At 63.4% G+C, this 26,711-nt stretch carries 20 protein-coding genes; 11 read left to right on the forward strand and 9 right to left on the reverse strand.

What is annotated here, in order from left to right:
• Nucleotides 1-316 precede the first annotated feature (316 nt).
• Genes BUS42_RS03735 through BUS42_RS03750 form a run of 4 tightly spaced genes read left to right on the forward strand, consistent with a single transcriptional unit; the run spans nucleotide 317 to nucleotide 5,368 of the window.
• A complete protein-coding gene (locus BUS42_RS03735) occupies nucleotides 317-1,546 on the forward strand; it encodes an HlyD family efflux transporter periplasmic adaptor subunit (protein ID WP_074305382.1) in 1,230 nt (409 codons plus the stop codon).
• Nucleotides 1,543-2,868 (forward strand): FtsX-like permease family protein, encoded by a 1,326-nt coding sequence (locus BUS42_RS03740; protein ID WP_074305384.1) that lies wholly within the window; start codon nucleotides 1,543-1,545, stop codon nucleotides 2,866-2,868. Before BUS42_RS03735 ends, BUS42_RS03740 begins: the two co-directional genes overlap by 4 nt.
• The gene (gene devC, locus BUS42_RS03745; RefSeq protein WP_074305385.1) at nucleotides 2,865-4,064 is read left to right on the forward strand and encodes an ABC transporter permease DevC; all 1,200 of its coding nucleotides are present in this window, start codon (nucleotides 2,865-2,867) and stop codon (nucleotides 4,062-4,064) included. Before BUS42_RS03740 ends, devC begins: the two co-directional genes overlap by 4 nt.
• Complete coding sequence (locus BUS42_RS03750; protein WP_074305387.1) at nucleotides 4,064-5,368, forward strand: ABC transporter ATP-binding protein; 1,305 nt, start codon at nucleotides 4,064-4,066, stop codon at nucleotides 5,366-5,368. Before devC ends, BUS42_RS03750 begins: the two co-directional genes overlap by 1 nt.
• A gap of 98 nt (nucleotides 5,369-5,466) precedes the next feature.
• On the opposite strand, the gene BUS42_RS03755 is transcribed toward BUS42_RS03750, so the two are convergent.
• Genes BUS42_RS03755 through BUS42_RS03765 form a run of 3 tightly spaced genes read right to left on the reverse strand, consistent with a single transcriptional unit; the run spans nucleotide 5,467 to nucleotide 6,949 of the window.
• A complete protein-coding gene (locus BUS42_RS03755; protein ID WP_074305389.1) occupies nucleotides 5,467-5,859 on the reverse strand; it encodes a carboxypeptidase regulatory-like domain-containing protein in 393 nt (130 codons plus the stop codon).
• A 58-nt stretch (nucleotides 5,860-5,917) separates the two neighbouring features.
• Nucleotides 5,918-6,484, reverse strand: coding sequence for a PIN domain-containing protein (locus BUS42_RS03760; protein WP_074305390.1), 567 nt, complete (start codon nucleotides 6,482-6,484; stop codon nucleotides 5,918-5,920).
• A 3-nt stretch (nucleotides 6,485-6,487) separates the two neighbouring features.
• Nucleotides 6,488-6,949, reverse strand: coding sequence for an excisionase family DNA-binding protein (locus tag BUS42_RS03765; RefSeq protein ID WP_074305392.1), 462 nt, complete (start codon nucleotides 6,947-6,949; stop codon nucleotides 6,488-6,490).
• Between the two features lie 354 nt (nucleotides 6,950-7,303).
• Between BUS42_RS03765 and BUS42_RS03770 the strand changes: the two genes are divergently transcribed.
• Together BUS42_RS03770 and BUS42_RS41705 are read left to right on the forward strand one after the other, a co-directional pair.
• Nucleotides 7,304-7,564 carry a hypothetical protein gene (locus BUS42_RS03770; RefSeq protein ID WP_254053282.1) on the forward strand — a complete coding sequence of 87 codons (261 nt, stop codon included), beginning with the start codon at nucleotides 7,304-7,306 and terminating at the stop codon, nucleotides 7,562-7,564.
• The gene (locus tag BUS42_RS41705; protein ID WP_083670050.1) at nucleotides 7,561-8,073 is read left to right on the forward strand and encodes a helix-turn-helix domain-containing protein; all 513 of its coding nucleotides are present in this window, start codon (nucleotides 7,561-7,563) and stop codon (nucleotides 8,071-8,073) included. The genes BUS42_RS03770 and BUS42_RS41705 overlap by 4 nt, the downstream gene beginning before the upstream one ends.
• A 308-nt stretch (nucleotides 8,074-8,381) precedes the next feature.
• Here the strand turns inward: BUS42_RS41705 and BUS42_RS03780 are convergent, their stop codons facing one another.
• Both BUS42_RS03780 and BUS42_RS03785 read right to left on the reverse strand, forming a co-directional pair.
• Nucleotides 8,382-9,974: an alkaline phosphatase D family protein gene (locus BUS42_RS03780; RefSeq protein ID WP_083670051.1), complete on the reverse strand. Its 1,593-nt coding sequence runs from the start codon at nucleotides 9,972-9,974 to the stop codon at nucleotides 8,382-8,384.
• A gap of 314 nt (nucleotides 9,975-10,288) precedes the next feature.
• Nucleotides 10,289-11,623: a TolC family protein gene (locus BUS42_RS03785; RefSeq protein WP_074305394.1), complete on the reverse strand. Its 1,335-nt coding sequence runs from the start codon at nucleotides 11,621-11,623 to the stop codon at nucleotides 10,289-10,291.
• 216 nt (nucleotides 11,624-11,839) lie between these two features.
• Between BUS42_RS03785 and BUS42_RS03790 the strand changes: the two genes are divergently transcribed.
• Nucleotides 11,840-12,628 carry an SDR family NAD(P)-dependent oxidoreductase gene (locus tag BUS42_RS03790; RefSeq protein WP_074305397.1) on the forward strand — a complete coding sequence of 263 codons (789 nt, stop codon included), beginning with the start codon at nucleotides 11,840-11,842 and terminating at the stop codon, nucleotides 12,626-12,628.
• 156 nt (nucleotides 12,629-12,784) lie between these two features.
• Here BUS42_RS03790 and BUS42_RS03795 read toward each other — a convergent pair whose 3' ends face one another.
• Nucleotides 12,785-13,078: a hypothetical protein gene (locus BUS42_RS03795; RefSeq protein WP_074310647.1), complete on the reverse strand. Its 294-nt coding sequence runs from the start codon at nucleotides 13,076-13,078 to the stop codon at nucleotides 12,785-12,787.
• A 394-nt stretch (nucleotides 13,079-13,472) separates the two neighbouring features.
• Between BUS42_RS03795 and BUS42_RS03800 the strand changes: the two genes are divergently transcribed.
• The 4 genes from BUS42_RS03800 to BUS42_RS44245 all read left to right on the forward strand — a co-directional run bounded on the left by BUS42_RS03800 (nucleotide 13,473) and on the right by BUS42_RS44245 (nucleotide 20,099).
• On the forward strand, nucleotides 13,473-15,164 hold the full coding sequence (locus BUS42_RS03800; RefSeq protein ID WP_074305399.1) for an ABC-F family ATP-binding cassette domain-containing protein: 1,692 nt from the start codon (nucleotides 13,473-13,475) through the stop codon (nucleotides 15,162-15,164).
• 604 nt (nucleotides 15,165-15,768) lie between these two features.
• Nucleotides 15,769-16,791: an extracellular solute-binding protein gene (locus tag BUS42_RS03805; RefSeq protein WP_074305401.1), complete on the forward strand. Its 1,023-nt coding sequence runs from the start codon at nucleotides 15,769-15,771 to the stop codon at nucleotides 16,789-16,791.
• Nucleotides 16,792-17,364: 573 nt separating this feature from the next.
• Nucleotides 17,365-17,982 carry a hypothetical protein gene (locus BUS42_RS03810; RefSeq protein WP_254053283.1) on the forward strand — a complete coding sequence of 206 codons (618 nt, stop codon included), beginning with the start codon at nucleotides 17,365-17,367 and terminating at the stop codon, nucleotides 17,980-17,982.
• A gap of 56 nt (nucleotides 17,983-18,038) precedes the next feature.
• Nucleotides 18,039-20,099: a hypothetical protein gene (locus tag BUS42_RS44245; protein ID WP_216821001.1), complete on the forward strand. Its 2,061-nt coding sequence runs from the start codon at nucleotides 18,039-18,041 to the stop codon at nucleotides 20,097-20,099.
• 144 nt (nucleotides 20,100-20,243) lie between these two features.
• Here BUS42_RS44245 and BUS42_RS41715 read toward each other — a convergent pair whose 3' ends face one another.
• The 3 genes from BUS42_RS41715 to BUS42_RS03835 form a co-directional block, all read right to left on the reverse strand.
• A complete protein-coding gene (locus BUS42_RS41715; protein ID WP_083670052.1) occupies nucleotides 20,244-22,295 on the reverse strand; it encodes a transporter family protein in 2,052 nt (683 codons plus the stop codon).
• A gap of 121 nt (nucleotides 22,296-22,416) precedes the next feature.
• A complete protein-coding gene (locus BUS42_RS03825; protein WP_074310651.1) occupies nucleotides 22,417-25,422 on the reverse strand; it encodes a right-handed parallel beta-helix repeat-containing protein in 3,006 nt (1,001 codons plus the stop codon).
• Nucleotides 25,423-25,939: 517 nt separating this feature from the next.
• Nucleotides 25,940-26,404, reverse strand: coding sequence for a PEGA domain-containing protein (locus BUS42_RS03835; RefSeq protein ID WP_074305409.1), 465 nt, complete (start codon nucleotides 26,402-26,404; stop codon nucleotides 25,940-25,942).
• Nucleotides 26,405-26,711: the final 307 nt, after the last annotated feature.

A 26,711-nucleotide genomic window follows, 5' to 3' on the forward strand; every position in this document is an offset into this window, starting at 1 on the left:
AAAACGTTCCCATCAATCCCGCGATCCGGTTCATTGTGCCGAGCTCATCCCGTCCATCTCATTATCCCCTCGGGAGAGGTAGGCCCGCAATGTGCTCTCCTGCTTTTGCGATTTCGCCGCCGTCGCGAACCAAGGCACCGTCAGCGCCGACGATTGCCGGGATCGTCCTTGCCTCGCCGGGGATCGAGAATCATAATCGAACTTGCGGGACATCAAGAGCAGCCCGTGACTTGAACACCCCTCATTTTTTTTGATCTCTTCCATCGATTGGCTTCGGCCGACAGAGGCGAATCCTGTTCCTCCAGGAAGAGAGCCCATGAAGACGATCCTGACGAGTCTCGTCGTGGGGGTAACCTGCTTGGCGGCCGGTTTATTTCTTGGTCCACGATGGAGGAATGGCGGCGGGGAACTCGCGGGCTTACGGCCGGGGACTGTGGATTCCCGGAGTGGCGGCAAGACCAGGGGCGATCGGCAAGCCCTGACTCGGGCCCCGCTCCATTCCGTCCATGCGCTCGGGCGGGTCGAACCCCAAGGGGGACTCTACCCGGTCGGCGCTCCGCCGGGAGCGCGGGTCGACCGGATCTTGGTCGTGCTCGGGCAGGAGGTGGATGAGGGGCAGGAACTCGGTTATGGAGATGGCTACACCGAGCGGACCGCGCAGGTCGCCTTGATCGAAACGCAGCTTGCCGAGGCCCGGGAACAATTCAAGTCGGAGCAAGAGTACATCGCCATTCTCGACGAGGAAGCCGCGCTCGAGAAGCAGAGCATCGCGACCCTCGAAGCGCCCGAGCGAAAAACGCAGGAGGCCAACATCGAGGTGCTCGCCGAGAAGGCGAAGAGCTCGCGAACCGACTACGTGCATCTCGTGGAGCTGAACAAGGAGAAGCGGGCGACGATTTCCGCCCAGGAAATCGAACGCCAGCACCTGGTGGTCAGCCAGGATGAGGCGACTCTGAGGAGCGCTCGGGCCGAGCTCGAGAAGTACGGGGTGAACCGCAAGTCGCAGCTCGCGAAACTGGAAATCCAGCTCCGCAAGGCGAAGTCCGCGGCGCTGCGGGGGAGCCAGGCGATCCCGGTGAAATCGCTGGCGAAACAGCTCGAATTGGCCCGGGAACAGGTCAAGCAAACCGTCATTCGAGCTCCTCGGGCTGGCCGGATCCTCTCGATCCTCGCCAAGCCGGGCGAGGTGGTCGGCCCCAGACCGGTCTTCGAGCTCGGTGATACGCGGCGGATGAACGTGATTGCCGAGGTCGATGAGGATCAGATTGCGTTCATTCGAAAGAATCAGAAAGCGACGATTCTCGCTCATTCCGGCGGCCGTCCCTACACCGGGGTCGTCGAGTCTTGGGCCCTCATGGTTGCCAAGAACGATATCCTCGGACTTGACCCCACGGCCGCGGCCTATGCACGAGTCGTCGAGATCAAAATCAAGGTTGACGAGCCGTGCGACGAACTGCGCGACCGCACCCACCTCCAAGTGAACGTGGACATCGCACTGGATGAACCGGCAGGCGAGCCTGGTTCGGCCTTGGGAACGTCGCCGTGAGCGATCCCCGGACGCCCAAGGCCTGGTCGGCGCGGGTCATCAAGATTCCCTTGGTTTGGTACAGCCTGACCCACGACTCTCGCCAAACGGCGGTGGGAGTGATCGGTGTCGCATTTTCGGCAATTCTGATGTTCATGCAGCTCGGGTTTCTCGTCGCGGTTCGCAACTCGGCGACCACGATCCTCGACAAACTCGACTTCGACATCATGCTCGCTTCGCCCACTTATCTTTACTTCTACGATACCGGATCGTTTCCAAGGATCCGACTCGAGCAGGCGCGGTCGGTTCCTGGGGTGGAGGGGGCCGTACCGCTTCAGGTCGGCTTCAACACATGGTCGAGGCCGGGCGGAGCCGCATCGTCGAGCTCAGGGAGAACGACAGAAGACTTACCTGTCTCGCTCCGCGCGATCTTCGTTCTCGGGTTCAACCTCGCCGACCAGCCGTTCCGCCCTACCGAGGTCCCGGGCTTGAAATTGCGTGTCGCCTCCGGCGCTGACGCTGAGGGGGTGGGCTGCCAGGCGGTCGGCGGCCTTGAAGACCTGGACCTGCTCAAGCGGCCCGACACGGTCCTGTTTGATCGCGTTTCGCATCCCGATTTCGGGCCGATCGCGCTTCTGGATCCGTGCCATGAGCCCACCCCGCGTACCGGTCGGTTGGCCCGGGCGATTGTGGGCCAGCGCGAGGTTGAGGTCGTGGGCGGTTTCGACCTCGCGATTGGGTTTGGTGCCGATGGTGCGCTCTTGGTCGGGGACGAGAATTTCAGCAGACTCTTCGGCGGGCGCTCGCTGAACGAAGTGAGCATCGGCCTGATCCGGACTTCCGCCGCGGACCCGGCCGTTGTCGCGGCCGCTCTCGAACGCGTGCTTCCGGCCGAGGATGTCCGCGTCTTCACCAGGGCCGAGATCCTCGAGCAGGAGACGCGCTACTGGATCCGCGAGAAGCCGATCGGGATTATCTTCGGCTTGGGGATCGTCGTGGCGTGCGGGGTGGGGGTGGTGTTCGTTTATCAGATCCTCTCGAGCGACATCACCAAGCGATTCAGCGAATTCGCGACCCTCAAGGCGATGGGGTATCCCGACCGGGCGGTCTCCGGCCTGGTGATCAAGCAGGCCCTGGTCCTGGCTCATGCCGGATTCTTCCCCGGCCTGATCGTGGCGGCAATCCTCGATAAGCTGGTCAGCCTGGCGACCCGGATGCCGATTGAACTCACCTGGTTTGACGCGATTGCGGTCTACGTGGCCACCACGTTGATCTGCATGATTTCGGCCGTCTTCTCGGTCGGCAAAGTCAGGAGGGCGGATCCCGCCGAACTGTTCGCATGACATTGACCCGGATGGCGGCACTCGCCTGGTTGAATCTGGTCCACGACAAGCGCCGATTGGCGGTGTCGATGGCCGGGGTCTCGTTCGCCGTTGTGCTCATGACGATGGAACTCGGGTTTCGGTTCGCGCTCCTGGACAGCATGGTCGAGATCGTGCGCCTGCTCGACACCGACCTCGTGATCGCGAGCAAGAGCAAGAGCACGCTCGTCACGAGTGCCCCGTTCAACCGGAGAGTCCTCCAAGACGCCTTGATGTTTCGCGAAGTGGAGGAGGCGTGTCCGCTTTATATCGAAACGCGTTTCTCCGCGCTGAGGAACCCCAACCTGGGCCGGTCCGGGGCGGACCGCTTGGCCCGGAAGGTGACGGCCCGTAGGATTCGGGTCCTGGCCTATGACCCGCGCGATCATCTGTTCTTCCTTCCCGAGGTTGATGCCAGGACGGCGGAACTCGAGGAGCCCTCGACCGCGCTCTACGACGAGAAGTCGAACCAGGCGATCGGGCCGTTTACAGCCGGCCACGAGGCCAGCCTGGCCCATCGGCCGCTTCGGATCGTCGGGACGTTCCGCCTCGGAACCGACCTGGTCAATGACGGCAACCTGATCATGAGCGATCAGAACTTTTTGAGGTACTTTCCCGACCGACGGTTCCGGGAGCCGGAGCTCCGGTCGGTCGAGCTGGGCTTGGTCCGGCTGGCGCCGGGGGCGGATGCCGGCCAGGTCCGGCGTTGGCTCGAGGAGGAACTGGGGCCGCGAGGGGTCAACGTCTTCACCAAGGATCAATTCTTGGCTCGCGAGCGGGAATTCTGGGACGTGCGGACGCCGATCGGGACGATCTTCTCGGTGGGCGCCCTGCTCGGCCTGGTTGTGGGAGCGGTCATCTGCTACCAGATCCTCTCCAGCGATATCGCTGACCACCTCGCCGAATACGCGACTTTGAAGGCGATGGGCTATGCCAACCACTTGCTGGTGGAGGTGGTCATGGTTGAGGCCCTGATCCTGTCGGTCGTCGGGTTCGTCCCCGGGCTCTTGATCAGTTGCGGGCTCTACCGCGGCCTCGCCTGGTACACGGGCCTGCTGATGAACCTCACGCCCGGCCGCGCACTCTTGGTGCTCGGACTGGCCGTGGTGATGTGCCTCGGCTCGGGGTTGTTCGCGATGCGCAAACTCCTTTCGGCCGATCCGGCGGGGCTCTTCTGATGATCAACGATGACTCGGTTCGGGTCCGCGACGTCGATCATTTCTTCCCGAGGGCGGGCGATGAACCGATCAAGATCCTCCACGGCAACAACCTCACCCTGAAGCGCGGCGAGATCGTGATCATGGTCGGCCGCGCAGGCGCGGGTAAGACCACGCTCCTCACCCTGATCGGCGCCCTGCGACGGGTCCAACACGGTACGCTCGAGGTCCTGGGCCACGACCTCGGTTCCTTGAAAAGCCGGCAGCTCGTCGAGGTGCGCCGGCGGATCGGGTTCATTTTTCAGCGGCACAACCTCTTCGAATCCTTGACCGCTCGGCGGAACGTGGCGCTGGGCCAGGACTCGGCGACGGGCGCGGCGGTCCGCACCCAGCTCGACGAGATCCTTCACTGGGACGGGATGATTCGCGCTCTCTTCGAGAACCGGCTGGCCGACCTCGAGCAGGGCCACGGCTCCGAAGTCGAGCGGCTTCGCGGCAAAAAAGGCGATGCGAAGCGGGCCGGCCTGAGGGCGTTCGTCGCCGATCGGGCCCGGATTCAGAGTCTGCTCAACGAGGAACCGTTCAAAAACGACCTGCCCCGGAGCCTGCTCGCGCTGCTCGGGCTCCACGAACGTTGCGACAACAAGCCCAACGCACTTTCGGGAGGCCAGCGCCAGCGGGTTGCGATCGCCCGCGCCCTGGTCAATCGGCCCGACCTGATCCTGGCCGACGAGCCGACCGCGTCGCTCGACGAGGAGAACGGACGCGTCGTGGCGACGATCCTCAAGGATCACGCCAAGACGAACGGCTGCACGATCATGTTGGTGACCCACGACCCGCAAATCCTCGATATTGCCGATCGGATCGTCACGATGGAGGCGGGCCGTATTATTTCGGATATCGACATCAAGCAGGCTGTCGAAATCTGCGAGTTCCTCAAGCAATGCAGTGTCTTCGCGAACCTGACGCCCGAGGAGCTGCGCGAGGTCGCCGATAAAATGGCCCGTGAATCGTACCCGGCCGGAGCACGCGTGATCGGGCAGGGGGATCGCGGCGATAAGTTCTTCCTGATCAAGGAGGGGGAGGTCGAGGTCTTCGTCGGCGGCGAATCGCCCGCGCATCGGGTCCGCGTCCTGGGCAAAGGGGACTTTTTCGGCGAGATGGCCCTGCTGTTCGATCAGCCGCGATCGGCGACCGTCAAGGCCATCGGTCCGGTCGAACTCTACGCGCTCGGGAAAGAGGATTTCAGCGCCGCGATCGAGGCGAGCCCGCCGTTCAAGGAGCAGGTCAGGCGGATCTACCAGTCCCCTTCGGCCTTCGGTTGATCGCGCCAAGCATTGGCAAGCCAGCGACTGTCGTTACATTGGAATATTGTCGTATCTGGTCTTCTTGAATTGATGAGCCGGAACTTTCCGGCACGGGCTCATCGGCCCTTGACCTCGGCCTCGATCTCGCCGAGGTTGACCGGGGCGTCGTCGTCGCCTTCGGGGACATCAACGAAGACCTTCACTCGACCGAGCTCATTGCCCGGCCCGGGCTGGTTCGAAACGGGGGGAGCGTCGATCGTGACGGTCAGCTCGTAATGGCCGGGCGAAACGTCGTCGACCCGGAACCGGCCATCCTTGTCGAGACTTGCGGCGAACCGGTCGTACTGGTGGGGATCCTGGCCGACGTGTTTCTGAAGCGGGTTGAAACCCTGCGTCCGCTCCATGGTGGCCGGCTGGTTCTGACGCCAGTCGACGTGCGCGCCGGGGGCGGCCTTGAGCACGACCCGGCCGACCACGGGATGGCCCTTGCCGCCGATCCGGACTTCCACCGTCGCGCCCGGTTCGACATCGACCTGCTCCTGCCAGCACCCCTTTCTTTGCCCGTTCTTAGATTTCAGCCGCGAATGGTCGGAGGCGGGCGACGGTCTCGGGAAGTTGGCATTGTTCGAGGGTCGCCAGATATTCGGGCACGCTCTTCCCGGGCCTCTTCAGCTCTTCCCGCTGGGTCCTCACCGCATTGAGCACGACGGCGGGGAACTCGTCCCAGAGGCGGACGATGAACTCGTCCGGGTGTATCGCTTCGATGTCGAACCGATCGAGGGCCGAGGCCGGGAAGTCCTTCAGGTTGAACGTGACGATGAGTGACGCCCCGCCTTGAATCGCCGCCGCCAACACGTGGCGGTCATCGACGTCCGGCAGCGTGAGCGTCGGGATGAGGGCCTCGTAACCGGTGACGAGGCTGTCGGGGACGTGCTCGTTCATGAGCCTCCGGCATCGGACCAGGCTCGCGGGCGAGATATCCGGGCGGTTGGCCGCCACGTTTCGCGTCCACTCGTCATGGATTCGGTCGGTCCAGCGGGCCTGGAACAGGTCCGCCAGGGCGAGCCACATGAACAGGTCGCGGAGCGGGGCCGGGTACAGGACGCACGCATCGTAGAGGACGATTGGCACCACCGGTCAGTAGCCCATCTTCAGGTCTTGGCTCAAGGCTTGAAGCTCAACCAACGAGGCGTGTCGCTTCGCGTGCCACTCCTCGCGGTAGGCCAGGAGGTCCGAGAGCAGGACCCGGCGATGGCTGCCGACCTTCCGACTCGGCATCGCCTCCTCGTCGAGTAGCTTCACGAGGTGCGGGCGGGAGACGTTCAGCAGGTCGGCCGCCTGCTGCGTCGTCAACTCGGCCCGGATTGGCGTCAGCGTCACCGCGTGCCCCTGCCCCAGCTCATTCAGGATGCCTTGGAGCAGCCGCAACGCCGAGGGGGGGAGGACTAGCTCCTCGCTCGTCGAGCCGGATTTCAACTCCAGGCGGACCCCGCCCGCATCGGCCAGGTGGGACGCGAGCCGTTGGCCCGACACCTTGGCGAGTGCCGAATCGGACTCGCTCGGCGTGATGACCTCGTTGCCGTTCAGTAATTGGGCCATGTCTCGAAACTCCCTCTCGTTATTTTCCCCACTCTCAGGGAGCATAGCAGAGGCAAGCCATAATCGCAATAAACGAAACAGTTCTACACTTCCCCACGGGCACGGAACCCTCGGTTTCGGGGCAGGGCGAATGCAGAGCAGGGGGCCGCGCAGAGCACGGTCCCCCTTTTATGCGCCCGACCCGGAAGCCCTTGATTTAATATTGGCTATAGCCAATAAATACAGTGTAAGGCAAACGGAACAGGAGCACGCAAGATGGCTGAGCGAAACGCAATCAAGCCCGAACGACTCGCCGAGTTTTTCACCTGACTTGCCGCCGCTCCTGCTTGCTCCAACTTCGACGAAGCCTATGCCTTGGTCTGCCAGACGATGGATGCCGTCGAAGACGAGATGACCAGCATCCTGAACAACCCATCGTCTTGGATGTCGGACGGCCGACTGTATCCCTCTCAGATGGACAAGTGCCGCGAAATCGATCGGGCCGATGTCAAGCGGTTCGTCAGCCGAGGCCACAACACCCTCATTGGCGACAACGGGGCCATTGCGATTCAACTTCAGACTGGCAAGGTAGTCTTCACCAAGGCCGGGGCCGATGGGCAGGAGATCGGATCATGAACCAGATCGAACGAATCCACGACGAACTCACCAAGCGATTCCCAAACCTGGCCATGAACTTGGACAGGCCGGCCAACGAGAAGCACCCGTGGTTCTTGTTCGTGCATCGGGGGGAGGGGATTCCCCATGTCGCAATCGAGTGGCGACCGGACCGGGGGTTCGGGATCTCCACGCCGGGCGAAGACGACTATGGCGAAGGGGCCGATGAGATCTACCCCAACGCGAAAACGGCGACGGAGCGGGCTATCGATCTGATTGAGACCGGGAGCCGATCGATGTCCCCCGAGGTGGTGGGCCTGGCCGAACTGCGTCAGCGTCAGGGGCTGTCCCAGGTCGAACTCGCGGCCCGGATGGGGGTGAAGCAATCGAACCTGTCGCTGATCGAGAGTCGTGGCGACGTCATGGTCAGCACGCTGGCGAAGATGGCCGCAGCGATGGGGGGAGAACTCTCGATCCAGGTCCGGTTTCCCAGCGGGGCAGAGCAGAAGATCGCGATCGCGAAGGGCTAACTCCTCGCGATGCGAACGATCGTCGGATTCACGATCGAGCAGACCGCGCTGCTGAACCGCGCGGCCAAACTCCCCGTTTTCGGGAAGCAGCTCGACGTAACCCCTTGGCAGGAAGCGACTCGATTGCGCGACCAAACTCGTGTCGCATCGAAAGGGTTGCATGACATAGAAATTGTGGCATGTCGATTATCGACAGCTGTCGATAGTCGCTATGTCCCCCTTTACTATGACGAGTATGCCGATTGTTCGGGAGCCACTCCTCCGTCCTTCCCAGCGAGAAACCGGATCGCCGCTCGCGACGATCTGGATTACGCCGGTTGCGCGCCTGGCTTGCCGGCCTCGACGACGAACGACTTGAGCGTTTGGGCCGTGGCGCCGGGTGACTTGACGTCTTCGACGATACGATAGTCGCTCGTCCATGACTGGGGGGTGACCGTGCATCGCACGTAGCCGCGCTGACGGTTGTGGAATCGGACCCCCGGATTGGCGGCCAACATCGCGTCGAGCCCGTCGACCTTGGCGGAACCGTTGCCGCCGCTGGTGATGGAGGTGCCGACGAACTCGGTGGCGACCACCGGCGCATCGGGCTTGCGGTCGTCGACGCGGAGGTCGTTGACCCAGTTGGAATGGATGTCGCCGGTCAGCACCACCGGGTTCGGCACCCGCCGCTCGGCGAGGAAGCCGACGAGCTTCATCCGCTCGGCCGCATAGCCTGGCCACTGGTCCATCGAGTACTTGGCCGGCTCGCCCGCCTGTCGGCTCCGTCCGACCATGCCCATCATCACCTGCTGGGCGAGCACGTTCCAGGTCCCGGTCGATCGCAGGAGCGCCGACTTCAGCCAATTGGCCTGCTCAGCGCCGAGGATCGTGTTCTTCGGGCTCAGGGCGGCGTCGTTCAACTCCGAGCCCCGGTCGTCGTTGGGCTGGTCGGTGCGGTACTGGCGGGTGTCCAGCACCTGGAACGTCGCCAGGCGACCGAACGGGAGGGTTCGGTACAGCTTCATGTGCGGCCCATGCGGCAACGACCGGGGTCGCAACGGCATCGACTCATAGTAGGCTTGATAGGCGTTCGCCCGCTGCTCCAGGAAATCGACCGGGTCCAGCCCTGCCTTTTCCGCGATGTCATTGGCGTAGTTGTTCTCGAACTCATGATCGTCCCACGTCACGACCCAGGGGCAACGGGCGTGGGCGGCCTGCAAGTGCGGGTCGGTCTTGTACTGGGCGTGGCGGATTCGATAGTCGGCGAGGGTGCGGATCTTCGGTCCGGCGTGCTTGCGGACCAGGTTGTCCCGACCTTCGTACTCGTAGATGTAGTCACCCAGGTGGAACGTAAGGTCCAACTCGTCATTGGCCATGTGCTCATAGGCGGTGAAGTAGCCTTGCTCCCAGTGCGAGCAGGAGGCGAATGCAAACCGGAGCTGCTCCGGCGTTGCGTCCGCCTTGGGGGCGGTCCGGGTGCGGCCGATCGGGCTGGTGGCGTCCCCGGCTCGGAACCGGAACCAGTACCAACGGTCCGGATTCAGGCCGTCCACCTCGACGTGGACCGAGTGCGCGAGCTGCGGGCTGGCGATGGTCGTACCGCGCTGGACGATCTTCCGCATCCCGTCGTCCGCCGCGACCTCCCACGCCACTTCGACCGTCTCCGGCGACAGCCCACCGTCAGGGTCGAGTGGCTTCGGCGCGAGCCGGGTCCAGAGGAGGACGCCGGTGGCCGTCGGTTCGCCCGAGGCGACTCCGAGCGAGAATGGGTCGGCTGCAAAGACAAGGCGGCGAGCGCTCGCCTCGGCCCGGGCACCCACGAGCGGCAGGCTCGACAGGACCGCCCCGTAGGCCAGGAACAGGCGACGGCTGACACCACCCTCACTTCGCACGGCGGCACGCAGTTCTGACATGTCGAGCATGGAAAAAGTCCTGTTCTGGCTCTCGCTTGGGGGGTGGCTGATCGATTGACGTTCGAAAACGCAAATCGCTCCTTCGAGGAATTGCCCCCAACGTAACGGCCCGCAGCAAAGATTGGCGGGACCTTTCAAGAAGATTTGATGTCGTCAGCTTGGTGCTGAGCACTTCTTGGAGATTCGGAATTCAAGCATTCGTTTTCGACGTGGGCTTGGAGGTGGCAAGGAGCGCACAACGCCGAAACGCTCGCGCAGCCGGAGATTGAGGGGATCCCCGAGTTGAGCGATATTGGATGAAATGTGGATGTGGTTCTGAGTGATCATTCCGCGGCGGGTGGCGTCGGCAAGGGGCAGGTGGTCGGGCCGCAACCCTCGATGAGGATGCCCTGATGTTGGGCCAGGTGGCTCCGGGCGATCTGCCAGGCCATGACCTTCTCGATCAATGAGCCTTGCGCCTCGAATTGTCTCAGTTGTACGGTGGTCCGCTCGGGGAAGGTGCTCATCCCTCGTTCGGCCTTCGCTTTCAACTCATCCAGGCGGTGATCCCAACTATCGACCTCTTCGCGGGCCACCGCCACCTGACGGAGGCGGGCCGCCACGATCATGACGTCCTGGCGGATCTCCTCGGCGGCGGCGAGCTCGCGTTCGATCCGATAGGCCTGGAGCTGGCGACAGAGTTCTTGAACCTCGCGGTCGCTGGCTTGCGGCTTCTTGAAGAGGCTGATGAGGACCTTCCACCCGGTCAGTTCACCCTCGCTCGAGAGTTCGAGGAGCGCGTGGACCTGACCGAGGACTCCGCGAACGAGCGGGGCGTTTTCGCGATCGAGCGATTGACCGAGCCGTCGGAGCAGGGCCAGGTCGGACCTCCGCTCCAGGCCGAGCGCGACGGCCGCCGGCACATCGACCGGATCGGCGACGACGCTGCGGTCCACGACCGGCCAGATCCGCCAGCGCTCATGGGTCGGGCCCAGCTTGAGCTGATGCTGGAGTTCGGTGTTGAGCCGATCGATCGCCAACTCGAGCTCGATGTTGCTGTTCAAGGTGGCGACCCGTTGACGGCGGAGGATCTCGAAATCATCGCCGAGCGGCATCCCCTTCGCTTTCATCCGCTCGCCACTGGCGAGGGTTTCCTCGATCTCGGCGAGGCTCTGCTTGAGGACGTCGAGCCGCCCCTCGGATTCGGCCAGCTTGTAGAAGAGTTCGAGGGCCGCGCCCGCGGATCGATTGCGTGCCTCGAGCGCCGCGTCGCGCAACATGCCTTCTCGGACAAGTGTGGTTCGATCGACCTGGTGGCGATGCGGTCCTGTTGCCCCCGCTTGCTCGAGGCAACCGCTCGCCTTCTGATCGAGCAGATTGCCGACGCTCGACGCGCGGGCCGCGAGGCACTGACAGTCGCGGGCCGAGAGTTCCCGGTAGGTCGATTTGGCGGTCCGCTCCTGGCTGAGAGTCGTTTCGAGCGTCTCGAAGGAAGCGAGCCGGGACAGGTCGGGCTTGATTTCACCGCGCTCCACGACCGGTGGGATCGTCAGGGCGGGCGCATCCCCGGGGAGAGGACCGCAGCCGCCGGACCGGGCGTGATGCGTCTGAGCGCAGCCGGACGCGACCAGGAGGAGCAGTGCCGCTCCGCTTCGGACAATCCCTGATCGCTTCCGCATTCGTTAAGTCTCCCGCTCGGCCCGCGCAGCGTCTTCTCCCCTTGATCGTCACGCAGAGATAATGGCCTGAAGTGAATTTAGGGAATTTGTGGATTGTCTGGATTGGGCCTCGTGCGGGATGGCCTTGGCCCGAGGCCCCTGGAATTCTCTCGTTTCCCCGTTCGAGCCGGCCTACATTTGGGAGACCTTTTTTCGTGGTTGGCCGGAGCGCTTGTGATGGATCTTCAACTTTCGGGTCAGGTTGCCGTCGTCGTCGGGGGAGCGCGGGGGATGGGACGTGCCATTGCCGAGGCGTTCCTCGCCGAAGGCTGCTCGGCCGTCGTCCTGGATCGTGACCTCGAGGGCGAAGGCGAGGCCCTGTTGGGAAGCGTTTCGCTCGTTGCGGATGCAACCGACCTGGCCGCGATGCGCGGGGCCGAGGCGGAGATTCGCCGACGATTCGGGCGTTGCGACCACGTCGTCTATGCGGCCGCGGTCGGGTCCGGGAAGTTCGGGATGCCGTTCTGGAATCTCGAGCCGGCCGACTGGGAACAAGTCGTTCGGGTCAACCTCCTCGGGGCCGTCAACACGGCGCACGCGTTCGCCCCGAACCTGGCGGCGGCTCGAACCGGGACGCTCCTATTTCTCGCGTCCGTGGCCGGGCAGATCGGGTCGCCGACCGACCCGCCTTATAGTGCTTCGAAGGCCGGTCTCATCAACTTCGCCCAGTGCGCGGCGAAGGACCTGGCATCGTCGGGCGTCCGCGTCAACACACTCTGCCCGGGCATGGTCAAGACGGCGCTGAACCGGTCGGTCTACGACGCCTGGGCCGCGCGGGTGCCGGCCGCCGAGCGGCTTTCGTATGAGGCCTGGTCGGCCGAGAAAATCCACCGGCTGGTGCCGTTGGGCCGCTGGCAAGACGCGGATGATATCGCCGCGATGGCCGTCTTTCTCGCCTCCCCACGCGCCAAGAACGTCACGGGGCAGACGATCAACGTCGACGGCGGCTATGTGATGCACTGGTGAGCGCGGCACTCGCCCAGGCCAATCTCTGATGCACTGGTGAGCGCGGCACTCGCCCAGGCCAATCTCGCATCGGGAGACCGCGCGACTTCGCTCATTGAAGTCCGGGTCGCCCGTTGCGCCCCGGAACTGGCCATGGATCCGTCGGGATCGATCTCCTCAGACCGTGACTCGCTGATCCTTCCTGGGGTCGGAACCCACTTCCCGCGAAAGGTTTTCGAGCCAGCGTGAGAGTTCGCTCGGTGTACGGTTGGGCACTTGGCTCTGTAAGTCGGTGATGCGTCGGGACAACGCGCCCACTTCGAAGGGGTTGCGAGCCGAATCGTTGAGGATTCGCCGCGCTTCGATGGCGAGGTCGCGCACCGAGGCCGCCAGAAAGGCCGGGTCGAACGTTTCTCGCGAATTCGCCGTCATCGTCGCACGAGACCCAAGACTCAAGAATTCTTCGTCCATCACCCGCTTCTCCTTCGAGAACTCGTTTCTCGCGACCATCCGTGTCGCTCAAGGACCGTCGTTGCGGGAAGGTACTGAATCGATAGGCCCGAAACCCTGCAATGTCAAATCGAAGTTTCTCCAAACCTTCATTCGCCCTTCAGGCGGATTTGTTAAGAAAACCGGTAAAGTTTCTCCGGTTTCTTTGCAAGAGGTTGCAAGAGCTTGCGGCTGACCAGGAATCGTTTTATAATACGTTGCCCCGATCCGGTGGTTTGCCCTCTGACTGTTGATTGAGGGTGAGCCAGCCCGACCCGATTGAGCGGCCCTGCTTTCGCCTCATGCCGATTCGGTTCAATTGGACACACCTTCGCTTGTATCCCAACATCCCGCGACCTTCGAGACCTTCCCCGTCATGATACGCCTGATCGATGCGCAGAAGAACTTCGGCCGCCAGACCCTCTATGACGGCATCGACGCGTCCATCGTGCGGGGCGAGCGGATCGGCCTGCTGGGTAAGAATGGCTCGGGCAAGTCGACCTTTTTCAAAATCCTGATGGGGCTGGAACACCTTGACGCCGGCAGCCTGAATCGGGACCGCAAAGGCTCGATCGGCTACCTGCCGCAGGAGATTCACCCGCTCAAGACGGGGACCGTCTTCGAGAACATGCTCGCCCACCTGGGGCCATGGACCGAAGCCGACCTGAAGCTCAAGGAAGTCATGCAGGGCCTTGAGGACGGGGATCCGAAAGCACTCGACGCGTATGACGACGCGATGGAGGCGTTCGAGGTCGCCGGTGGCTATGAGATGGAAGCGCGGGCCAAGGCCATCTTGCTCGGTCTTGGGTTCTCCGTCGCTCAGCTCGATTCCCCCGTCAAGACGCTCTCCGGCGGATGGGCGATGAGGCTCGCGCTGGGCGGCCTGCTGGCGTTTCAGCATGACTTGCTCCTGCTCGACGAACCGACGAACCATCTCGATTTGCTCAGCGTGAAGTGGTTCGAGGACTTTCTCCAGTCCTACTCGGGCGCCATCTTGATCACCTGTCACGACCGTGACTTTCTCGATCGTGTGATCACGAAGACGTTTGAGCTGGATATGGGTAAGCTGCATGCGTACCCGGGCAACTACTCGGCGCACCTGCCGCAGAAGGAGCACCGGCTCGCGGTTCAGCAGGCCTCGTTTGACGGCCAGCAGAAGAAACTGCGCCAAATGCAGGACTTCGTCGATCGGAACCGGGCCAACGCCTCGACGGCCGCTCGGGCGCAGAGCCGGATGAAGGCGATCGAGAAGATGGATCGGATCGAGGCGCCCCAGACCGACACGTCGACGATGCGGATCAAGCTCCCGGAACCCCCTCGGAGCGGCCAGGTCGTGGCCAAGCTGAGCAACCTCGGGTTCTCCTACGGGGAAAAGAAGGTTTACGACTGCCTCAATCTCGACATCGACCGGGGTGACCGGGTCGTCCTGGTCGGGCCCAACGGCGCCGGCAAGACGACCTTGATGAAGCTGTTCGTCGGGCTCCTCGAGCCGTCCAAGGGCGAGCGGATCCTCGGAACGAACGTCTTCCCGACCTACTTCGCCCAGCACCGGGTCGAGGCCCTCGACCTGAAGGGGACCGTGCTGGCGAGCCTTCGCTCCGTCCATCCCGGGGCCAGCGAAGGGGCCTTGCGGCACATGCTTGGCGCCTTCCTGTTCAGCGGCGAGACCGTCGAGAAACCGGTCGGAGCGCTCTCCGGTGGTGAGAAGACGCGGCTCTGCCTGGCCCGGATCCTGACCGTCGCCCACAACTTCATCATGATGGACGAGCCGACCAACCATCTGGATATCGCCAGCCGCGACATCCTTGAAGAGGCGCTGCAAACGTATCAGGGAACGCTCTGCTTCATCTCCCACGATGAACACTTCATCCGGGCCGTCGCCAACAAGGTGATCGAGGTCGACCACGGCAGCCTGACGGTCTATCCGTGCGACTACGAGAACTATCTCTACGTGAAGAGCAAGAAGATGGATGCGGATAGCCCGTTCGCCTTGCTCACCCGCGGCGTGAAGTCCAAAGCGGCCGGCAAGCCCGAAGCCGGCAAGCGCCGTGATGCCTCGGTGGCCTGAGCCGGTTCGCTCGGCCCGCTTCTTTGAGAGATGAACAACCGCTGAGGATTTTGTTGGCAACCGCGATCGTGGGATTGCCAACAGGTCGGGATCGCCCCCGAACACGAATCAGGCAAGGCAAGGCCCGGGACGGGCGGACCACGTGGGTGGTCCGCCCGTCCCGGGCCTTGCCTTTTTTTTTCGGCCGATCCTCGTTGCCCTGGCGCTTCGTCAGGGACCATGCCTTGGGAAACAACTGTTGATTACTATGGTTGTATTGAAAAAAGATCATATTTCTAGAGACTGTCGCAAGGATACCGGAATCTCGTTCCCACGGTCCTCCGTGGGAACGAGGGTGATTCTTCGCTCTCTGGCGGGTCGTTGATTTTTAGTCGCTGGACTGTCTGAACCGCCTTCTCAATCACGCGTTGCTCGCTCCCTGGGGCCTTCATTCGAGGGGTGTCAACACCTTGTTCCGCGATGGACACGTCCCGTTCTTCAATGGCTCGATCGCCGTCGTTCGGGATCGAGCCATTTTGACTCTTAATTTTATCGTGTAGAGACTTGCCGTGGCGTCGCTTGCGTCGTAGCATCGCGGTTCACCTTGAAACCAGGGAGACCTCAGATGTTAAAACCATTAACGATGGGCACGGCGCTGACGGTGGCGCTCGCTTCTTTTTTCACCGATCGGGCGGACGCGGCCGACCCGGTGGTCGTTTACACGGCGCTGGACCGCGAGTTCTCCGAGCCGGTCCTCGACGCTTTCGCGAAGCGGGCCGGTGTCCGGGTCGTGTCCAAGTTTGATGTCGAGAGCACCAAGACAGTGGGCCTGACGAACCTGATCGTGGCGGAGTCGGTGCGGACGCGGTGCGATCTCTTCTGGAACAACGAGATCCTCAATACGCTCCGGCTCAAGGACAAAGGGCTACTCGTTCCGTATCACCCCGCGCGGGCCGGCGACCTGCCGGAGACCTTCCGCGCCAAGGACGGGACCTGGTACGGCTTCGCGGCCCGCGCCCGGATCCTCCTGGTCAACACGAAGCTCGTGGCCGAGGCCGACCGTCCGACCGGGATCAAGGATTTGCTCAACCCGAAGTGGAAAGGGAAGATCGGCATCGCCAAGCCGCTGTTCGGCACGACGGCCACGCACGCCGCCTGCCTGTTCGCCGCCTTGGGTGAGGAGAAGGCCAAGGCCTACTTCCGAGACCTCAAGGCCAACGGCGTCCAGTTGCTCTCGGGAAACAAGCAGGTGGCTCAGGCCGTTGGTTCGGGGCAGATCGCCTTCGGTCTGACCGACACCGACGACGCGATCGGCGAGATCGACGCGGGCAACCCGGTCGCGATGATCTATCCCGACCGCGGTCCCGACGGCCTCGGCACCCTGTTCATCCCCAACACGCTCGCCATCCTCAAGGGGGCCCCGCACCGCAAACAGGCGGAGGCGCTGGCCGATTACTTGCTGAGCCCCGAGGTCGAGGCGGCGCTGGCGACCGGCCCGAGCGCGCAGATCCCGCTCTTGAAGAGCACGAAGGTGAAAGCTCGCGTCGAGACGCCCCAGACCGTCCACGCCATGGAGGTCGATTTCGAGGCGGCGGCCAAACTCTGGGACCGGGTGGCCGCCTTCCTCGCCGATGAGTTCGCCGGCTAGAGCGATTTTCGATCGGTTGGCTCAGAGGCGGAGCGATCTGGGGGGCTGGGGTCCGAACTCGGACCCAGGTCTTCATGATGGCCGTTGCACCGGGGGCCGAGTCCGGACCCCAGCCACCTCGATGTGAGCCACTCGAAGGCGAAATGATATAAGCATGTTAGGAAAACATATGTCTGTGAAGTTTTTCTCGTTTGCGGGTTCATTGCAGCCTCGAAGGGGGAGTCTGTTGCAAGGAAACCGGGCCGTTTGTCGGCCCCGGAGGCCGAAATTCGCGGGAGAAACTCGTTCCCACGCTCTGCCTTGGAATGCCGTTCTGGCCGCTCTGCGGCCCCACCCGCCGGAGAAGACGACGCGGAGCGTCGCGGACGGCATTCCCACGCAGAGCGTGGGAACGAGATCCCGGTATCCTTGTTACAGTCTCCGAAGGGGCTGCAAAACTTTCCTGACTACCAATAGCACCAACAGGCCTGAAACAAGAGGCTGGGCGTTGTCATCGCTTGGGATGGAGTATCGAGTTGCTTATCGCCGATTGGAGAAAGAATGATGAATGCAAGAAAAAATGCATGGGTTCTCATGGCGCTTCGGGGTCTTTCGCTCTTGGTCGCCATGGCGCTGATCGCGGTGCCGGTCATGGCCCGCCAGAACGTCGAGAAAACCTGGAGCTTCGAGAGCGATGAACCGGGCAAGCTCGCCAAGGATTTCCAGAGTGAGGTTGGCGCCTGGGAAGTGGCCAACGACGGTGGCAATCGCGTTCTCCATCAGAAGGCGAAGAACGAGGACGCCGTTTTCAACGTGGTGCTGGTCCGGCCGACGAGCCATAAAGATGTGGACCTGAGCGTGCGGGTGAAGGCCATGGCCGGCGCGATCGACCAGGGCGGCGGCCTGGTCTGGCGGGCCAAGGACAAGGCGAATTACTACCTCTGCCGCTACAACCCCCTTGAGGACAATTTCCGGCTCTACAAGGTCGAGAAGGGCAAGCGCACCCAGTTCGCCGACGCCAAGGTCCCGGGCGATGTGAAGTGGCACACCCTCCGAGCGACGATGGTGGGGTCGAAGATCACCTGCTACCTCGACGGCAAGCCGCTCCTTGAAGCCGACGACTCAAGCTTCACCGAGGCCGGGATGGTGGGCCTGTGGTCAAAGGCGGACGCACAATCGTATTTCGATGATCTGACGGTACGTGAGAAATAAGTCGTGGGCTCGACCCCACCTTTTCGGCACTCTTCTTGAAGGGGAGACAATCATCCATGAGTTCGCGAGTGTCGATCGCCTTCACTCTGCTTCTGACCTTGAGCTACGGCCCGATGTGTCCCGGCCGGGCCGTCGGGGCGGCGGTTCGCGAGGCGTCGGCGGAACCGACCCGCGAATTCGAGGTGCGTCAGGGGCGGGCGTTCCTGGGAGGAGTGCCGGTCCGCCTCTGGGGCTTGCGGTGCGGCCATGCGCTGATGGACCAGGCGATGACCGAGCGGTGCGTCGAGAACCTTGATAACATGGCCGCCCATGGCATCAACCTCATCGAGGTCTACCTCCAGGGAGCCAACGGCGGCTACCCGAATCTTCAGGCGGGCAAGAATGCCTTCGGCGAAACGGGGGACTTGAAGCCTGAGTTCGCCGAGCGGCTAGAATGGCTCGTGCGCGAGGCGGACAAGCGGGGCATGGTTGTGCTCGTCGGGTTCCTCTCACCACTCAAGGACGAGGAGTTGATGGACGAGGCGGCGATCCGGCGGGCGATCGAGGCGACGGCTCGGCTGTTCGAGACCCGCCGCCTCCGGAACGTGTTGGTCGACCTGTTGTATGAGTTCGACCACCCTCGGCGGATCGACCACGCCATCTACCGCGAGCCGGAGGGCGCAGCCAAGAAGGGGCAAGTCGCCGGTTGGTTCCACGCGATCGCGCCGCGGATCGAGGTGGGGATCACCACGGCGGCCGAGTCGAAAGCCCCGCGCGACTTCCCCGGGATGGACGTGCGGCTGATCCAGAAGGGCGAGGCGATCCCTTCGGACGGCTTCGTCGTCAACGTGGAGTCGACCAAGGGCGACGAATTTGACAACGACGGCGTGTTTACCCCCGCTGCGCGTGACGCCGTGCGCCGCGACTGCGAACGGTTCCTCGCCGCTCCGAACTCCGCCCTGGTGTTCAATAGCGCCTTCAGCCAGGGAATCACGAATTGGAGCGGCACCGCCCCGCATTTCGAGATGGGCGGTGACGGCACCGGCCCCGACGACCGAGGCGTCAGGTTCTACTACAACTGGGTCCGCGACCACGCGGGGCGGTGGCAGTACCCCCGTCACGTCAAGGCGGACCCCGAGGTCATTTCCGAGTTGCCGACACCGACTCGTGAATTCGAGATCCGCAACGACCGCGCGTTTCTGGGGGGCCAGGAGGTCGACCTCTGGGGCCTTCGATGCGCCAACGCCCTGATGAGCCAGGCCGTTGCCGAACGCCACGTCCGGGCTCTCGATAACATGGTCGAGCATGGAATTAACCTGATCGGCGTTTATGTTCAAGGGAGCAACCCGGGCTGGCCCAACCTCCTGGCCAGCAAGAACGGGTACACTGCCGAAGGCCAGCTCAAGCCCGAGATTGCCCGTCGGTTGGAGTGGATCGTCCGTGAGGCTGACAAGCGGGGCATGGTCGTGATGGTCGGCCTCTGCTCGCCCCGGAAGGACCAGGAGTTCCGCGACGAGGAGGCGGTCAAAACGGCGGTTCAGGAGACCGCGCGGTTCCTCGTGCGTCGGAAGCTCAAGAACGTGTTCGTGGACATCATGCACGAATACAACCACCCCGCACGGATCACGCGGGACATCTTCCGTGAACCGGAGGGGCCGGAGAAGAAGGCAAAACTGACAGCCTGGTTTCGCGCGGAGGCTCCCGACATCGAGGCCGGGGTCTGCCCGACCTGGAACCCCAAGCAGGAACTGCAGTCGGCCGATTCCTATCCGGGGATGCAGGTCCGGATCATTCAGAAGGAAGCGCCGATCCCTCCTGACGGCTTCGTCGTCAACGTCGAAACCCACCGCCTCGAACCGTACAGCCACGACGGGATTTTCACAACGGCACAGCTGGCCACGATGCGGTCCGACTTCGATCAGTACAAGGCGGCCCCGAACGCCGTGATGCTCTTCCACAGCGGGTATTGCATGGGCATCACCAACGAAAGCGGCACTGCGCCGCACCCGGAGATGGGCGGTGACGGCACCGGCCCCGACGATCGCGGCATCCGCTTCTATTTCAACTGGGTCCGCGATGACATCGGTCGCTGGGAGTACCCGAAACACGTCAACATCAAAAAAGTGTCAAGGCGTTAAGATGTTTCGGCCGGCGGTTCCGATCGCAGGGCGGTTTACGCCCTGGGGACTCGTCGGCCTTCTCTCAGGAGTGGCGTCCAAGTCCATTTCGTCAGTGGGGTCGTCATTTCAATTGTAAGAGAAATCTACAGGTGAGCCATGGGGTTACCGGCTGACGGGGGGCATTGGCCAGGGCTGGGCCATCCCGTAGCGGCCGTAGTAGAAGTTCAAGAGGGCGACGGCCTCGACGTCGAACGGTCGCGGGCCGGTGACGGGGAAGGAACAGCCGACGGTGGCGACGAGCCGCTTGCGGAGGATGAAGCTGGTGCCGAATGTCAAGTCGAGCACGTCGGGGGTGCCGGCCGGGTCGTTGGGTCGAAGTGCTCCGCGATGGTTCAGCGGGTCGTTCAGGTGGACTTCGAACGTGGGGACCACCGCCGAGAGGAAGGCCGAAGGGTCGGCGCTCTGGTAGACGAAGTAGCCGACGGCCAGGTCGTTGTACCACATCGTGACGTCGCGCGAGTCGGTCGGGATGTCGATCGCCGAGAAGCCCTGAAGGTAAAAGTCGCCGCGGCGGAGGATGTAGCCGAGGAACGGCTGGATCTGGGTGTTGCGGAAGCCAGGGGCCGCGGAGGAACCGGCGAACGAGGACGGGCCGGTCGGCGCCGTCACGGCGAGCCCACCGGAAAGCAGGTTCCCCACCACCGGGTTGTCATAGAGCAAGAACTTGGTGAAGACGGTGAGGTCGCCAACGGACGTGCTGTTGTTCCGGAGCGATGGAACGGCGCTGTTGGTCCAGAGGGTATCGATCGGCAGACGGACGCCGACCGAGGCGTTCCCCTTCCAGAACGTCTTCTCAATTCCGAGGAGTTGGCGATACACCTGCATGTCGCTGATCGGCGAGCCGAGTCGGCGATTCACGTCGCCATTCATATTATTGAAGTAATTGAACGAGTAGAAAACGCGATCTTGGGGCATCGGGCTTTGGTTGTCGGCGATTTTGAACCCGCGTGCCCAGGGGACGAGTGCGGCCGACTGGGCCGTCCGTGCGAACGGTGAAGGGGGAGTCGGAGGCTGGCCGGGCATCGGCGGCCTGCCGACGGCCATTCCCGTGAGCATTGATGCGGGAGACTGATCGCCGATCATGACCGGGAGATTGCTGAACCCGTTCAAGGGCGAAGGCTCATGCCCTTGATCTGCAATCGGAATCGGCCCGGTGACACTGTCGAAGGTCCCCGCCGCGGGTGGAGGCATGGCCAGTGTCGGTTTTAAAGGGGTCGGGGCCAGGATCCGGGCACTCGGTCCTTGCCGCGTGGCAGTGGCTCGTACCGGCGCAGGATCGGGATTGGAGTCGAGCAGGGGAGGGATCGCCAGGTCTGGTTTCGTTGAGCTGTGTACGGGCGAAGCCAGTTCTTCCGACGGCGCGACCAATCGGAGCCCCGCGTTGCCCGGCGCGGGCAAGAGGACGGGGGGCGGCACTCGCGGGGCCGAGGCCACCGGGGGCGTTGACGACTTCAGGTCGTCCGGGAGTTCGGGCAGCTTTGGTTCCTCATCACTTGGGGATGAGGGGATTGGGTCTATCCCCGTAGTCAGTCCAACCGGTGAGGAGGCGGCAGTCGGCAGGGAGGTCGGGCGAGCGGGGGTCGCCAGTTCGGAGCCAGCGCCTACTAAGGGGGACAGGCTGGGGTTCGGCACCCGCTGGGGTCGCTGGCTTGCAATCAGGGGCGAGGCAAGCTCGGTGGTGATCAAGGCGTCTTCGATGCTCGGATACTCGGATTGCACGGTGGGGGCGGCCAACTCGGCCGTCGGGATCATCGGGATCGCCGACCTCGAGGCCGAGCTCTCGGTCGAAATCTCGGGGATCGTTGGGCCCGAGGAGCCTGGTGTGGAGAGGACCTGGGCCTGGCTGACACTCGGATCCCGCGGCGTCGGGCTGGGGAGAGGGATCGCGCCCTTCGCCGCGACGTCAACTCCGGCTCCGGATACCGAAATGGTCGGGCTCGTGCTGCCCGGAGTGGCCTCGGTCGGCTTGACAAGCAATCCCGCCTTGCGGCAGTGCGGGCAATCGGGCACGGGAACCTGTTTGACGCTGTGCGCTGAGTGGGGAGATTGAGGCTCAACGGTCGCTTCGGCGGGCGCGGGGGCGTCGGCTCGGGTTGGCGGGGTCGCCAGCAGGGTCCATGCAACCACGAGAACCAGGGGCCGGATCGCGTTCATGACCGCTCCGCGGGGGGCAAGTCTTCCAGGATCAACTGTCGTGAGTGTCATCGCGATCCGCCGCCGTCTTGTGGACCCGTGTTCCTTGGACCTATGTGCTCGACTTCATTGGAAAAGCGGGTCACGACGTCAGCCTCAGGATCGAGACGTAGTCGGCTCCCGCCTGGTTTTGGCTGCCGCCGCCACTGACAAGGGAATGGCCGGCCAGGTCGGTGATTCCCCGGCCGGGCTGTCCGCTCACTCGGAACTGGATCGGGCCGTTGGTTCGCAGCGGAGTGGCCAGGGTGAGCGTGACGCTCGACGTGGAGGCGTCGTAGTTTGCTGAGCGTACCGGCACGGCGATCGCATCGGCGGCACTGAAGCTCTGGCCCCGTCCCGGAAGTCGCAACCGATAGTTGCCGATATTCTCAGCCTGGGATCGATCGACCGGTTCGCTGAACTTCACGAGGAGCGAGGTCAGGTCCGAGCCGTTGAGGTTCTTGGTGACTCCCGTGATCGACGGTCCGGTCGCCTGAGCGTGCTGTTGCCCTGCGCCGGGGGAGCGGGTGACCGGGATCGGCTTCGTGGCGATGTCGGCCTGAACATTTCCCTTGACGGTATTGTTCGCCGATCCGGATCCGCCGATCGTGTTGCCGGTCGTGCCTCCCAGGAAAAGGCCGATGGTGTTGCCCAGGTGCGGGGCGCCCTGGATGTCGGTGCCGATCAGGTTCCCCTGCACGACGTTGCCTGTGGCCGTTCGGCCGGCGAGTTGGACCCCGACCAGAGGATTGCCCGAGATGACGTTCCGAGCCCCCTGCGTCGTGCCACCGACGGTGTTACCGCGGGCGTTGTTCAGGAAGACGCCGCCGTGGGCGTTCCCGACGGGAAGCGTCCCTGTCACGTCGGTGCCGATCAGGTTTCCTTGCACGACGTTGCCGCTCGCCTTGCGGGAATGGATCTGGATGCCAACCCCGCCGTTCCCCGAGATCAGGTTGCCCGCGTGTGCGGCGGTGCCGCCGATCGTATTGCCGGGTGCTCCGCTATCGAAGATCCCGTCGAACGCGTTGCCGATCGCGCGGGTTCCGGTCCGGTCGGTGCCGATCTGATTGCCCTGGGCGAGGTTGCCCGTCGCGCCCGGGCCGAGGATCCGCAGTCCCGTGAGTTGGTTGCCCGAGATCAGGTTGCCTTGTCCCGGCTCGACGCCGCCGATCCTGTTCTCGGGAGCGTTGTCGAGCACGATGCCGTCGAGTTGATTGCCCAGCGGATCGTTACCGTCGAGATCCGTACCGATGTGGTTTCCTTGAACGACGTTATGCTTTGCCGACGTCCCCGATAGGATGATCCCCGACCCGAAGTTGCCCGAGACAACGTTGCCCGCGGCTGACGCGACTCCGCCGATTCGGTTGTTCGACGACTCGTGGATCGTGATCCCGGCGAGGCCGTTCCCCTGGGCGGACTCACCGTCACTGCTGGTTCCGATGGCGTTGCGTTCCAGCTGATTGCCGCCGGCCCCTTGGATCAGGATCCCTGAGCCGGCGAACCCATTGATCGCAAGCCCGCGGATCGTGCTCCCGCCCGCGGTGATCGTCACGCCGTTGGCTCGTGCCCCCGCGTCGGTTCCGGTGAGCTCGATCAGCGGCCTGTTCTGGTATCCAGGCTGGGATGTGCCATCAATGATCACCGGGTCGGTGATCGTTGGCAGGGCGGAGGTCGGGCGGATCGATCGTGGGCCGTCCGCGGGCAGGGCGAAGCGGATCGTATCCAGGCCAGGGTTGGCGTTGGCGTTGAGGATCGCCTGGCGGAGCGACCCGGGGCCGCTTTCGTCGGTGGTCGTGACGACCAAAGGGCCAGCAGGGACCGTGACGACTGGCGGGTTGTCGGTGATCGATCCGGCAGGTTTCGGGGCGCCTGGCGTAGGCGAGCTCGGGGTCGGCGTAGGGGTGCTCGGAGCGGGCGTAGGCGAGCTCGGGGTCGGCGCAGGGGTGCTCGGAGTGGGCGTAGGGGAGCTCGGAGTGGGCGTAGGCGTGCTCGGTACGTCGCTCGGGGGATTCACCGCGGCGAGAGTCAGCGTGGTCTGGCTGGTGGAACCGAGCGATCCTCCGCCGGTGGGATGACTCAGAACGAGGTTGATCGTTCGATCGCTGGTGCGTTTGGGATTGGCGAGGATCGGTACGGTGATCGTCTGGCTCATTTGATCGGCGGCGAACGTGAGGGTTCCCGAGATCGAAGTGTAGTCGGTGCCGGAAACGGCCGAGCCGCCTTGAATCGCGTAGTCGATCCCGACCCCGCTGGCGGTCCCCTCGGCGCGGGTCACTGTGATGGTGGCGGTACCGGCCTGCGCGTCTGCGCGATAGGTTGGCGCTTTGAACTGAACAGTTCCGGCCTTGATGTTGTGGGTGATCGTCCCGATCCCTTGACCGTCGCGCACGACGGCATTCTCGGGCGTTTTCAAGTCAACGGAGAAGGATTCGACCGGCTCGACGGCTGTCCCGGTGTTGATGGGAACGGTGATCGACTTGGAGGTCTCACCGGGCGCGAAGGTCAGAGTTCCCTGGGTCGCCTGATAGTCGGAACCGGCCTTGGCCGTGCCGTCCGACGTGCCGTATTGCACCGTGACGATTTGATCGTGGTTCGGCGGGTCGAGCGTGACCTGGAAAACGGCGTTGGTCGCTCCCGACTCGCCCGCGACCACGCTGACATCGCCGATCGAGAGCCAAGGGGTGGGGAGGATGGTCGCCATGCCCACTTTGAGGCTCGGGTTGAGCGTGTCATTGACCGGATTGGTCAGGTTCACGGTGAACACGTCGTGCGGTCCGCGCGCCAGTCCGCCGATGATCGGGACGGCGATCTCCTTGGAGGTCTCGCCAGGCGCGAAGGTCAACGTTCCTCGGACGGCCTGGTAGTCCTGACCCGCCTTGGCCGTGGCGTCCTGGGTGGCGAAGTCGACCTTTGCCGACTCATTGCTGTGATTCTGGTCACGCGAGACGGTGAAGACCGCGTTGGCCGTCCCCGAGGCCGGTTCGATCATCGTGACGTCGCTGATCGTGACCGACAGGAGTTGACGCGACTCGCACTCGTCCCAGAGCCAGGCAGGCTGGCGCTGGCGGAGCGGGCGTGCGCCCATGGGGGGGAGGGATCGCTGGTTCATCCACCGCCGCCACGAACTGGAAATCATCATTCACCTATTCGAAGCCGCCGGACTCACCTTGAGAAGGGTGAGCAGCACGATCGCCCGCGGCTGAGCTTCATGCCGAGCCCAAAACCAAAAAATTCACCCCGTGCGGTAAGATGAGTTAATAAAACATGCCGATAATGCCGACAATGGCAGTTCTTTCAATTCGGGGGATCGGCGCGTTCGAATCCTCGGATAAGTTGAACGAATCATTACAAAATATCGGGGATTGTAAGATTTGCGTGGAACCGCAAATTGCAATCATCACCCGGCCAGGGGTCAAGGGCCAGGGATCATTGGGCGAAGTGAGTTATTGGGGGAGCAACCCCGGAAAGGCGACCGCGTCTAAGCAGGCGGACCTGTTCTTCCTTAGATATTGAATTATGCGCAAGGCTGTTGGGTGCCACGGGTTGTACTCAACCCGTGGCACCCAACAGCCTTTACGTTCCCGCGGTCACCCATCGGAAAATCAAAGAATGCCGAGGCCAGCAGCTTAGAACCCCAGATTGCCGAAGAAGCCACCTTTGCGAGGCGGGGGAGGGGACTGGGCCTGGGTTCGCAGGCTTTGCCCGTTCTCGAGCAGATGGTCGACGCTCGGCTCGCTCGAAGGCACCATCTGGTAGACATATTCGCGTTCGTCGCGGAATGTGTACGGGATCAGGTTCTCGGTAAAGAATTCCGTGAGATAGTTATCCCACCAGGGTGCTTTGATCGGTTGGATCACCGTCTGGGTCTCGTGGCCGTCCAGCATGAGGACGAACTTGCGATCGCCGTAGTAGGTGAAGCTGCGCGAGGTCGGGGTCGCCCCGATTTCTTCGTCATTGGCGACCAGCAGCGCGCCCGGGGGATTGGTCCGGACCGTGTACCGTCGCTCGACGCAGCCGCTGAGACTACCGAGGCCGGCGAGCAGCAGCAGAGCGAGGGGCAGCATACGCCCTGGGGTGCGGAGGTCGATCATTTTTTTGGCTCTCCTGTACCGGCGTGGTCACAATCCGACGGAGCCAAGTCGGTCGAGTGAAATCGACCGGCCGATTCCCGTGGGTCGTTTGACCGACGCGGTTCGCCAAATCCGAGAATTCCCAGGGAGCGTGGAGGTCGAAGTGAAACAGACGACCCCACCTCATCGCGCAAGACAAGACTTGAGTGGCGGCGGATTGTAGCGACTCGTCCCGGACCCGGCAAGGCGGCTTGGCGCGGTTCCAGGCCAGTGCGAGAATGGGGCCGCTTGGCCCAGAACGATGGGCCTCGGACCGCTTTTTTTTCGT

The organism is Singulisphaera sp. GP187 (assembly GCF_900129635.1).
Classification (GTDB): domain Bacteria; phylum Planctomycetota; class Planctomycetia; order Isosphaerales; family Isosphaeraceae; genus Singulisphaera.

What these genes read in the sequence shown, in the direction of transcription:
- BUS42_RS03805 (WP_074305401.1), top strand. Translation starts at nt 15,769, where the DNA reads ATGTTAAAACCATTAACGATGGGCACGGCGCTGACGGTGGCGCTCGCT.
- BUS42_RS03785 (WP_074305394.1), bottom strand. Translation starts at nt 11,623, where the DNA reads ATGCGGAAGCGATCAGGGATTGTCCGAAGCGGAGCGGCACTGCTCCTC.
- BUS42_RS44245 (WP_216821001.1), top strand. Translation starts at nt 18,039, where the DNA reads ATGAGTTCGCGAGTGTCGATCGCCTTCACTCTGCTTCTGACCTTGAGC.
- BUS42_RS03825 (WP_074310651.1), bottom strand. Translation starts at nt 25,422, where the DNA reads ATGAACCAGCGATCCCTCCCCCCCATGGGCGCACGCCCGCTCCGCCAG.
- BUS42_RS41705 (WP_083670050.1), top strand. Translation starts at nt 7,561, where the DNA reads ATGAACCAGATCGAACGAATCCACGACGAACTCACCAAGCGATTCCCA.
- BUS42_RS41715 (WP_083670052.1), bottom strand. Translation starts at nt 22,295, where the DNA reads ATGAACGCGATCCGGCCCCTGGTTCTCGTGGTTGCATGGACCCTGCTG.
- BUS42_RS03810 (WP_254053283.1), top strand. Translation starts at nt 17,365, where the DNA reads ATGGCGCTTCGGGGTCTTTCGCTCTTGGTCGCCATGGCGCTGATCGCG.
- BUS42_RS03765 (WP_074305392.1), bottom strand. Translation starts at nt 6,949, where the DNA reads ATGGCCCAATTACTGAACGGCAACGAGGTCATCACGCCGAGCGAGTCC.
- devC (WP_074305385.1), top strand. Translation starts at nt 2,865, where the DNA reads ATGACATTGACCCGGATGGCGGCACTCGCCTGGTTGAATCTGGTCCAC.
- BUS42_RS03795 (WP_074310647.1), bottom strand. Translation starts at nt 13,078, where the DNA reads ATGGACGAAGAATTCTTGAGTCTTGGGTCTCGTGCGACGATGACGGCG.
- BUS42_RS03735 (WP_074305382.1), top strand. Translation starts at nt 317, where the DNA reads ATGAAGACGATCCTGACGAGTCTCGTCGTGGGGGTAACCTGCTTGGCG.
- BUS42_RS03835 (WP_074305409.1), bottom strand. Translation starts at nt 26,404, where the DNA reads ATGATCGACCTCCGCACCCCAGGGCGTATGCTGCCCCTCGCTCTGCTG.
- BUS42_RS03750 (WP_074305387.1), top strand. Translation starts at nt 4,064, where the DNA reads ATGATCAACGATGACTCGGTTCGGGTCCGCGACGTCGATCATTTCTTC.
- BUS42_RS03780 (WP_083670051.1), bottom strand. Translation starts at nt 9,974, where the DNA reads ATGCTCGACATGTCAGAACTGCGTGCCGCCGTGCGAAGTGAGGGTGGT.
- BUS42_RS03790 (WP_074305397.1), top strand. Translation starts at nt 11,840, where the DNA reads ATGGATCTTCAACTTTCGGGTCAGGTTGCCGTCGTCGTCGGGGGAGCG.
- BUS42_RS03800 (WP_074305399.1), top strand. Translation starts at nt 13,473, where the DNA reads ATGATACGCCTGATCGATGCGCAGAAGAACTTCGGCCGCCAGACCCTC.